The sequence below is a fragment of the Lysinibacillus sp. EB271-A1-10B genome (assembly GCF_058791335.1).
The window spans coordinates 579,908-590,418 of sequence record NZ_JBYTDL010000001.1; the positions used below are offsets into that span (position 1 = coordinate 579,908).

A 10,511-nucleotide genomic window follows, 5' to 3' on the forward strand; every position below is an offset into this window, starting at 1 on the left:
ACCTCCCGACATTCGGTATCGAACAAAACCAACACCGTCTGTTCGTTTTGTCTTTTTATTCAGCTAGAATTTTCTCGAAGTGTTGTTCCACCGCTTGGACAAATTCCGCCCCATAATTGTAATTTCCTTCAATATTATACACGAGCATTTCCAATTCATCGTAAAAATTTGTAAGCTCAAGTACTTCTTCACCTAGTTGTAGCTTTGGGTTTTTCCCTTTTTGCAAAATATGTACAAGCTGATCCCAACTACTCGGCGGAAAACGCAAGTAATGATAATCCTCTCCTGCATCAAGTAAATAAATAAACGCAAAGTCATCAGAATCTGCAATTAATTGTGCAGCAGGTTTTAACTGTAAATTTACTTCATTGTCGTTTAAACTAAAATGAAGTTCTTCATTTTCAAAATTCAATGTTTCTATTGTATAAATTTTACGCACACGCGGTTCCCCTTTTCGTCGTACTCTTCCTCTTATTTTAGCATAGAGGGTAAATAGTTGCAGTGTGTAAATACTAAATCAATGAAATAACGAACGAAACTTTTTTATTATAGCGTGTAGTTGATTTCCGTTCCGACTGGGCGACTCCTTTGGAATCAGCAATAGCGGAACGAAGGCTAAAACATTACATCCTGTGATAACACCTTCGTGACCAACATCGACGCTGTTGCTACCGCTACGCTTTCGTACAGAAATCATTTGTTGGTCCAAGCGAAACGGAAATCACCCCATGCTATTGTAATGAGCCATACTAAAATTTTTATCTATCATCGGAATTTTAGTATGACCTTTTACTAAAACATATGATATGCATATAAGTTGATTGGAGTGGAGGCTGGGCGACTCCTTGGGGATTAGCGATATAGTAGAACGAAGGCTAAAAGCATCACGTCCTGTGATAACGCCTTCGTGACCAACATCCTGCTGCTGCCGCTACGTTGCACTCACGCTTTCCCGTTGCCCCGAGACCCTGCAGCGAGCAACGCGAGTGAAGCGGCTCATCGGACGCCCCCAGGAAGCTCTGCGCGAAAGCGAAGCGGCAGCAACAAATGTTTTATCTGTGCGAAAGCAAAGCGACAGCAACAACAAAGCGCCCAGCCGGAACGGAGATCAACCCCATGCTATGCTGATGAACCTTTCCCCTAATCAACACAAGTAAAAAAATTAAAATAAACAGGTGAACATAATGGCACAACAAATTGAAATAGAGTTTAAAAATCTTTTAACAAAAGAGCAATACGAATATTTACTGCAAGAATTCAACATTTCTGAAAATGCTATTCATCGTCAAACAAATCATTATTTCGACACACCTTCGCAAGCTATTCGGAAACGCCAAAGCGGGCTTCGTATTCGACAAATCGACAAATACTTTGAGTGTACTTTAAAAGAAAAAAATGCAGAGCATGCACACTTAGAGACGACTGACGAATTAACGGCTGAGCAAGCTGAGAAAATGCTTGCTAATGAAGATTTCTATGCCCAAGAAGTAGCCAAAAGACTAGCTCTCTTTAACATCCCTTTGGAAAAATTGGAGGTATTTGGTTCACTAACAACTGATCGTGTCGAAATACCTTATAAGGATGGCCTTCTAGTATTCGATCATTCTTTCTATTTGCAGTGCGATGATTATGAGGTAGAATATGAATCAAAAGATGCAATAAAAGGAAATGCAACCTTCGACGAATTTCTACAGCAATATGGTATTGAAAAACGGGCAACAGATAAAAAAATTGCGCGTTTTATGAAAGCATTACAAATGAATAAAGAACAATCCTAATAGAGCAATTATGCCCCAGCATAATTGCGTCGCGTCCGGAATCGGCTTTGTCCTTGTACAAATACTTCCTTTCCGATTCCGTGACATCCGCCGGAGATATTAGGCCAATGTGATGTTGGTCACTCTCTTAGCGGATGTTGCTGAAATAAGTTAGCTAGATAACAAGAAAGGGTGGCAACTCCTTGGATATCCAATCACTCAGAACTTTACTTGACATTCAAGCATTACAAACACTAGGAGCTTCAGAAAATTCATCGTCAAACAATCTTACAGACAGCAATTCTATGTTTTCTGACATGATTAGCGAAATACTTGGCGATTCAACTACTACTAACAATGCAAAATTATCTAGTTTGCTCGGAGGAGTATCAAGCGCTTCGTCTATGATGAATCAGTTTAATAGTTTAACTGGTTTATCTGAAAACATGCAAAATAATGCGTATCAAGCATTACTTTATAACGGTTCTAATAGCGTCTTTATACCTTCATCTGTACAAGCAGCTTTAGCAAACACACAATCTAGTACAACTAGTACAAAGCTAGACTCCTACGTTTCAGATAACGTAATTGGTTCAACAGCGTATGCCAATTCATTAGCAGGTGCGAATCAGTACGCTTCGATTATTCAAAAGGCAGCAGCTACATATAATGTACCTGAGAAACTCATCGCTGCCGTGATTAAGCAAGAGTCTAATTTTAATGCAAATGTGGTTAGTCATGCTGGAGCACAAGGATTAATGCAATTAATGCCAAAGACAGCACAATATTTAGGCGTTACAAACGCCTTTGATCCAGAGCAAAATATTATGGCAGGAGCCAAATATTTACGCCAAATGCTAGATAAATTTGATAACGATCCTACATTAGCATTAGCTGCTTATAACGCAGGAGCTTCACGCGTTACAAAGTATGGTGGCGTTCCTCCTTTCAAAGAAACGCAGAATTATGTCAATAAAGTGATGAATTACTACACAGTTTAACTTCCGGGCTCAATTATGCCGAGGCATAATTGATTCGCATAATCATTGTTAATACAGCGTTTTTCGGCAAATTTCACCCGCGTGGTGAAATTTGTGCTTTTTTAGCGAAAACATTTCGGAAGAGCGCTTTATTTGTGTTAACGAAAAGACGTTGATAGAATGAAGGTAGTCACAAGAAATTCACATTTAAAAAAATGACTAAGTATAAAAATATACTTTACGATATAAAGAATTAAAGGGGCATTAAACTTATGAGTCGAAAATACACTGTTCCTTATGAGGAGCTGGGGGCTGAAAAGCTTTCAGAGCTAATCCATGCGTTCTATAGAAGAGTTGCACAGCATCCTGATCTTATTCCAATCTTTCCAAAAGATTTAACGGAAACAGCACGCAAGCAAATTCAATTTCAAACACAGTATTTAGGTGGACCCAATCTTTTTACTGAGGAGCATGGTCATCCAATGATGCGTGCACGTCATATGAATTTTCCGATTACACCTGATCGCGCTCAAGCTTGGCTTGAATGTATGTCCGAGGCGATGGATGAAGTAGGAATGGAAGGTAAGTTCCGTGAAGTTTATTATCAACGTTTAGTATTAACAGCTCATCACATGATTAATACACCAAATGACGATGAGGGGGAATTGTTACGTGAATAATATTCAAATGCTACAAGAGCCAACTCCTGAGATTTCTACTGCTAATAAGCCTATTGAATTGTATATTTTCGTAGATCCACTTTGTCCAGAAGCTTTTAAATTGCAAGCCGTTCTTCGTAAGTTACAGCTAGAGTACAATCATTACTTTACATGGCGCTTTGTACTAAGCACAGAGCTAGCCTCTCTGAATTGCTTAAGTAAGCGTGTAAAGGGTTGTGTATCCGGTATTGAACTTGACATTAATCACCCTGTTTTGCCATCGATCGCTATTAAAGCAGCAGAGTTACAGGGGAAACGTGCAGGCGCACGTTATTTGTCGAAACTACAAGAATATGTATTACTAAACCAACAAGATGTCAATTCTTATGCTACGTTGCTAAAAATTGCGGAAGATGTTCAATTAGACATGAATGAATTTACCGCAGACTTTGGTTCAAAAGAAGCAGCACGTGCCTTCCAATGCGATTTATATATTAAACGTGAGATGGAAGTTGATGAAGTCCCTAGCATTGTGTTTTTCAATGAATGTATTGAAGATGAAGGTCTTAAAGTTAGTGGCAACTATTCCTATGAAGTTTATGAACATATTTTACAAGAAATGATGGATGAACAGCTTGTGCGTCAACCATTACCAACAATGGAAGAGTTATTTGAAAAATTCCATACCCTTTCAACAAATGAAGTAGCTTTTATCTACTCATCAACAGAGCAAAATGCTGAACGTGAATTAAAGAAGCGTATGCTACAGCAAAAGATTGAACGAATTCAGACAGATCACGCTACACTGTGGCGTCTTAAATAATGCAATTATACTATTATTCTAAAGAACAGGGATACAACACACATTTAATGTTGTGTCCCTGTTCTCTTTTTTATTTATCGGATCGTTTCTGCGATTTATCGGAATGCTTCTTAAAAAAAATAAAAGAAGCGCCACTATCCTCGACAGATAATGACGCCTCTTTTTCACAAAGGGGATGGGAGAAATGTTCACGTTCAAACAAAGGGGTGTATGTTTGTTTTTGTGATTTATTTCACATGATTCAATTTATCACGGAATAGTAAATATAGCAACAAGTCCAATGATAGATTCACAAATTTGTCAAATAGAAAGCGATTACAAACAGTATTTTTTCAAGATACGCACTTTTAAACATTTGGAAATCAAAAAAAATCATTATTCTTACAATTTTTATTATTTAATTAATCATAGAAAAAGGCTGTAGGGAAATTCCTACAGCCTTCCAAATTAATTATTCAACAATAATTTTTCTAACTCATTTAAACGTTCTTCAAATACTTTACATGCATCGTCAATCGGTTGTGCAACGTTCATATCAACGCCTGCTGCCTTTAATACCTCAATTGGGAAATTAGAGCAGCCTGCTTTTAAGAAGTTATTAATATAACGTTCTACAGCTGGTGTACCCTCTTCTAAAATCTGTTTACTTAATGCTGTCGCAGCTGATTTACCTGTAGCATATTGATACACATAGTAGTTATAGTAGAAGTGTGGAATACGAGCCCATTCTAAGCCGATTTCCTCATCTACAACAATATCCTCACCGAAGTATTGTTTATTTAAATTATAGTAAACCTCTGTTAGACGCTCTGCTGTTAAAGATTCACCATTTTTATCCATTTGGTGGATTAGGTGTTCAAATTCAGCAAACATTGTTTGTCTGAAAACAGTACTTCTGAAGCCGTCTAGCCAATGATTTAATAAATAAATTTTCTGTTGAGGGTCTTCAATTGTTTTCAGTAAATAATCATTTAACAGCTCCTCGTTACAAGTTGAAGCAACTTCCGCTACAAAAATAGAATAATCGCCATAAACGAACGGCTGATTTTTACGTGAATAATAACTGTGTACACTATGACCAAATTCATGCGCTAGCGTAAACAGATTATTAACATTGTCTTGCCAGTTCATTAATATATATGGATTTGTTCCATAAGCACCTGAAGAGTACGCACCACTGCGTTTCCCTTTGTTTTCTAAGACATCCACCCAACGATTATCTAGACCACCTTGAACAATGCCTTGATATTCCTCACCTAGTGGCGCTAAAGCTTTTACTAAAATATCCTTCGCTTCATCGTAAGTGATTTTCATATCCACTTCCTTAACGAGTGGAGCAAATAAATCCCACATATGCAATTCGTCTACACCTAAAAGCTTTTTACGTAACGAAATATAGCGCTGCATAGCTGGTAAATGCTTATGGACTGTTTCTACTAATTGATCATAAACACTTTCCGGAATGAAGTTATTAGACATCGCTGCGTGACGTGCAGAATCATAATTACGAATACGTGCACTAACATTATGCTTTTTCACATTGCCCGTTAATGTAGCGGAAAACGTATTTTTAAAGTTACCGTAAGTTTCGTACATTGCTTTAAAAGCATTTTCACGAACAGTGCGATCTTTACTTTCTAAAAACTTAATATAGTTACCGTGTGTTAGCTGTACTTCTTCCCCTTCTTCATTTTTCACTTTAGGGAAGACAATATCAGCGTTATTTAACATACTAAATGCATTTGAAGCAGTACCTGTAACCTCAGACATTTGTGCAAGTAACGCTTCCTGCTCTGCTGGTAATACATGCGGACGCGCCATCGTGATTTCTTTTAATGATTGCTTATACAGTTGTAAGTCTTTGTTTTCTGCTAAGTAACTTTCTATCGTTTCTTCACTCAGTGATAAAATCTCAGGTGTTAAAAATGATAGGGCAGCCGAAATACTAGTCGCTAATGTTTGAATACGACTATTCATATCTTGATAGAAGCTATTTGTCGTATCTTGGTCATTACGCATATGAGCATACGTGTAAAGCTTCATTGCACGTTCATAAATTTCATCGTGATAAGTTAGAACTGCCGCTAATTCATCTGCTCCATTTTTCACAGTACCTGCATAACTAGGTGCTTTTTTCGCAAGTTCTGCAACTTCTTTATACTCTTCTTCCCATAGGGCATCAGTTGCGAATATATCCTCTAAGCGCCAAGTTAACTCTTTTGGAACATCATTTCTTACTAAAACTTGATTACTAGCCATGTGCCAGCCCCCTTTATATGTGCGTTTTTCCTATACTCTCATATTTTCTCAGTATATTGCGTCAATTGCAAATAAATGTGCGTACACTCGCTCACAAATATCCGGAAAACGATCATCTTTTTCATCCCTTTTCGCCAGTACCATTCCGTAATTTTTAATAGCTTGTACAGCCTGGATTGTAACCTCTATATGTTGTTGGCTTAAAAACAATCGTATATTTCTCTCGTCTAGTTCATGAGGTGCTAATTGTAAACAACGACAAAAATGATGTAAAATCGTTTGCCACTCTATAGAAAACCTCGGTATTGCCTCTCCATCTTTTACCGGAATACCTACGTAATCAGGCATCCCCGTTAAAGCAAAGCCTAACTCATACCTACTTCGTAAAAATGCATCTTGCACCCCATTTTTACTATGGAATAATCGTTGATATACAAATTGCTTACAATACTTTTTATAAAGCTGCCAATAAAGACGAAATTCCTCTTTCGTAATTGTCTTAGGCTCATAAAAAGGAAAATGTTGCTTGTGAATAGTTAATTCCTGTACTTTACCTATAAAAGTATGCCCATGAACATAAAGAAGATTCGCCCAATAAATAAATCTCGATGTGTTTGCATCATATGTCACTAAATAAGACAAGCCTAATGCTGTAGCATTTAGCACTTTTTGCATAATCGGAGAAATGGAAATTTTTTGAACACCTTGTGTAGTTTGTCTTTGAGGTGTTTGAAAAAGCCACAACGGCTGTATACAATTTTTCTCATATCCAGAAGTACGTAATAGCCACTTTTCATGAGAAATTGTACTACATTGAAATTCAATGGCAATTTGCTTATGCTCCTTGATCAAAAGCATATCTGGTCGCTGTGAAAGCTTCCTTAAAAAGGGCTCCAGCTTTACTGTATGCCCGAGTTTTTTTAACCATTCAAATAATTGGACTTTTCCTTGTAAATGAAGTTTTGATTCACCCTCTGCAAATAACTGTACACAGCTATTAGTAGCAATATGAGCGAAATGAGGGATATTATATTTGCCTATCTTTAATTGGACAGGCTGCTGGCATTGAGGACAATAAAATTTCATCTGCCGCCTATATCGTTGTAAAGCTTCCCTTGAATATTGGTATGGGAGAAAAATCTGTTGCTGCTCATTATAGGCCATAAGCATAAAATCATCTCCTTTTTGCCTAATTGTATAGGAGCCTTTTTATAGCGACAAATAAAGTACGGCTTTTTCTTGAAATTTATAAATTGCTATCTTTTTTCAATTACTTACGTTACCAAAAACACTTACTGAAAGAAGTTAAATAAAAAGACTGCAAACAAACTTGATAATAACCAAGTTTGTTTACAGTCTAAACCACTGAATCAAGTACTCATTACTTTAAATAAAATATTTTCGTACAGTTTCAAAGCAATCAAATTCCATAATTTTTTCGCCATATTCCTCTAAACGATGGATTGTAAAATTCGATGGTAGTAAAAATTCTTTAATAACCGCATTTCTATCGTGATGATTTAGCTCTTCTTCTGCGTTCGCAAAGTCAACTACCAGATAGTACCAATTTTCATATTTAAATAATGAGGAATCCACTAATTCATCTGTTATGCGTTTCGCTACAGGGATTAACTCATCAATATCTTTAAATTTATAAACATAAATGTCTGTATCCATAAATAATTCTGACTCATCAATGTCACCAAATTGAGTTAGTTGACTGAGAAGATCCTCTCCAACATCCTCGAATGGAGCAAACATATCTTTGTGTTCATCAAAATGCGAAGAACCATCTAAGGTTTCACCGTCTTTTAAAATATGTGCACGTGTGACAATGATCTCTAAGCCTACTTCAGAAGCATTGATATGAATCCAAATTGGACCTTCTACATCAAAATAATCCTCCGTATTTACTTCATCAATCATATCCCAAAAAAGTTGTTCACCCTTTGCTCGATTGTACCAAATTTCTTCACGACTATAGCCGCGATCCTCTATATCATTGTACGTAATAAAGAGCTTGAGTGTATTTTCGTTTACACGTTCGATGTCCACTAGACCTCATCTCCCTTCACTGTCATTTGTCGAAAAACAGTTTATTTCATTAGTATGCTATTATTCATTGTTTTTAACCTCATACTTCATTTTTGTTTTTCAACCTTTGACCACACTACAGTAAACCCTTCGAGCAACCGAAATTAAAAAATTAATGTCCACAGTTGTCTCTAATTATATTGTATGCTGTTCTGTCATAAAATGAAAAGGATATACACCGTTTCACAGAAGTTATTTGAATTATTGAAATTGTAGTAAACTATTAAGCTAAAATCAAGTTTAACATACTTTACCGAAATATATGACTTTTCCCTATTATTTATTATACTCTATATAGAAGGATTTACATAAGAAAAACACAAAAAAATAGATGTCACAATATGCTTGTTGCATATGTAACATCTAATACTATTCTATGCAGAATACGGCAATATTAGTTCACCATACGCTGTGCTTCTTGCAATTGATAAGCACGAACCTTACGAGGTAGGAAACGGCGAATTTCATCCTCGTTGTAGCCGACCTGTAAACGTTTTTCATCTAAAATAATGGGACGACGTAATAAACCTGGATACTCTTGAATTAATTCGTATAAACGTTGTAATGGCAAGCTTTCCACATCAACATTTAATTTTTGGAAAATTTTTGATCGAGTTGAAATAATTTCATCCGTACCATCTTCTGTCATACGCAAAATTTCTTTAATTTCACTAATGCTTAATGGTTCAGAAAATATATTACGTTCTGTATATGGGATTTCATGCTCCTCTAACCATGCTTTAGCTTTTCGGCAAGACGTACAACTTGGTGATGTAAATAAAGTTACTATCATACTGACACATCCTTTCCTTTTAATCATTATCTATAAACTAGTGTGTTAAATTAGAATTAATGTAATTTAAATATACATACCATTATACAGTACTCTGTGATGTTTGAATATAGTTCCAATAAAAAAAGAATACCCATTTGACATGAAATTTTCTGTTTTTTCACATAAACTTCAAAGTAGTTACTTCTTGAGATCTGTAATGACCTACTACTAACATTCCCATTCGTAGAGCATTTTAAACATCCACTGCTTGATTGTTTTTGTTCTCATTTAAAAATTTTAAACGAGAATACTGTCAATTCTGTGTGTACAAATATAGACGTATTTTTACTAATATCGGTTGCATTTCCAAATAAATTGATTGTTACCATAACGTGCGGTTGATTTCTGTTCCGAATGGGAATTTTACTGGGGGCGTCCAGTCGGAACGAAGATCAACTTATGTATATGGAATGTGTTTTAACAAATGTCATTCGCAAATTTTGGTGTTGAGCCACACCTTCATATAATTTACTGAAATAAAAAAGCAACAAAAGTAGCATATAACTTTCTTCCGAGAAAAAACACCGCCAAAAGTCTGACTTTACACACTTGCTTTTCACCGAGCCTTTATAATATAATTTTTTGCAATAAATCAATTATGTCTTTGGTGAATTCACCTCGCCATCTATGCAGATGGAAGACAGGTATTGAGCTAAAAAACGCTGACGAAGAGTAGTACATTTGCCTTTTACACGTTTAGAGAGTCTGTGGTTGCTGCAAACAGATCGTGTAAGCATTTGGAATGGACTTCCGAGTTAGCTTTGTGAACGACTTAATTTCTTACTTAAGTCTATTAGCAAAGCTCGTCCCTTCACGTTACGAAGAAGAGTGGCCGTTTTAGGCAAGCTGGGTGGTACCGCGGATTCAAACATCATTCGTCCCTTCATTAGAAAACTAATGAGGACGCATGATGTTTTTTTATTTTGGTTCATCACCCAAAATTGTGAATGACTTTTATTAAAACGTCTATTATGAAAAAGTTGATTGTAGTGGAGACTGGGCGACTCCTTGGGGATTAGCGATAGAGGAACGAAGGCTAAATGCATCACATCCTGTGATAACGCCTTCGTGACCAACATCCTGCTGCTGTCGCTTCGTTAGCAC

The 10,511-nt window shown here is 36.4% G+C and carries 9 protein-coding genes and 1 other annotated feature; of the genes, 4 read left to right on the forward strand and 5 right to left on the reverse strand.

What is annotated here, in order from left to right:
- Positions 1–55 precede the first annotated feature (55 nt).
- Entirely contained in the window at positions 56–439 is a 384-nt protein-coding gene (locus tag AC3WSK_RS02705; RefSeq protein WP_079559568.1) for a UPF0738 family protein, read from the reverse strand.
- Between the two features lie 745 nt (positions 440–1,184).
- Here AC3WSK_RS02705 and AC3WSK_RS02710 point away from each other — a divergent pair.
- The 4 genes from AC3WSK_RS02710 to AC3WSK_RS02725 all read left to right on the forward strand — a co-directional run bounded on the left by AC3WSK_RS02710 (position 1,185) and on the right by AC3WSK_RS02725 (position 4,219).
- On the forward strand, positions 1,185–1,778 hold the full coding sequence (locus AC3WSK_RS02710; RefSeq protein WP_079559567.1) for a CYTH domain-containing protein: 594 nt from the start codon (positions 1,185–1,187) through the stop codon (positions 1,776–1,778).
- Positions 1,779–1,960: 182 nt separating this feature from the next.
- Complete coding sequence (locus AC3WSK_RS02715) at positions 1,961–2,758, forward strand: lytic transglycosylase domain-containing protein (protein WP_427481855.1); 798 nt, start codon at positions 1,961–1,963, stop codon at positions 2,756–2,758.
- A gap of 251 nt (positions 2,759–3,009) precedes the next feature.
- Complete coding sequence (locus AC3WSK_RS02720; protein WP_197139873.1) at positions 3,010–3,417, forward strand: globin domain-containing protein; 408 nt, start codon at positions 3,010–3,012, stop codon at positions 3,415–3,417.
- Positions 3,410–4,219, forward strand: a complete 810-nt coding sequence (locus AC3WSK_RS02725) for a DsbA family protein (RefSeq protein ID WP_079559564.1) — start codon at positions 3,410–3,412, stop codon at positions 4,217–4,219. The genes AC3WSK_RS02720 and AC3WSK_RS02725 overlap by 8 nt, the downstream gene beginning before the upstream one ends.
- 447 nt (positions 4,220–4,666) lie before the next feature.
- On the opposite strand, the gene pepF is transcribed toward AC3WSK_RS02725, so the two are convergent.
- From pepF to spxA, 4 genes are all read right to left on the reverse strand, one after another.
- Complete coding sequence (gene pepF / locus AC3WSK_RS02730) at positions 4,667–6,478, reverse strand: oligoendopeptidase F (RefSeq protein WP_427481852.1); 1,812 nt, start codon at positions 6,476–6,478, stop codon at positions 4,667–4,669.
- 48 nt (positions 6,479–6,526) lie between these two features.
- The gene (locus AC3WSK_RS02735; protein ID WP_079559562.1) at positions 6,527–7,648 is read right to left on the reverse strand and encodes a competence protein CoiA; all 1,122 of its coding nucleotides are present in this window, start codon (positions 7,646–7,648) and stop codon (positions 6,527–6,529) included.
- A 216-nt stretch (positions 7,649–7,864) separates the two neighbouring features.
- The gene (gene mecA / locus AC3WSK_RS02740; protein ID WP_079559561.1) at positions 7,865–8,533 is read right to left on the reverse strand and encodes an adaptor protein MecA; all 669 of its coding nucleotides are present in this window, start codon (positions 8,531–8,533) and stop codon (positions 7,865–7,867) included.
- A 433-nt stretch (positions 8,534–8,966) separates the two neighbouring features.
- Positions 8,967–9,362, reverse strand: a complete 396-nt coding sequence (spxA, locus tag AC3WSK_RS02745) for a transcriptional regulator SpxA (protein WP_024362527.1) — start codon at positions 9,360–9,362, stop codon at positions 8,967–8,969.
- Positions 9,363–10,060: 698 nt separating this feature from the next.
- Positions 10,061–10,293, forward strand: a binding site (T-box leader).
- Positions 10,294–10,511 lie beyond the last annotated feature (218 nt).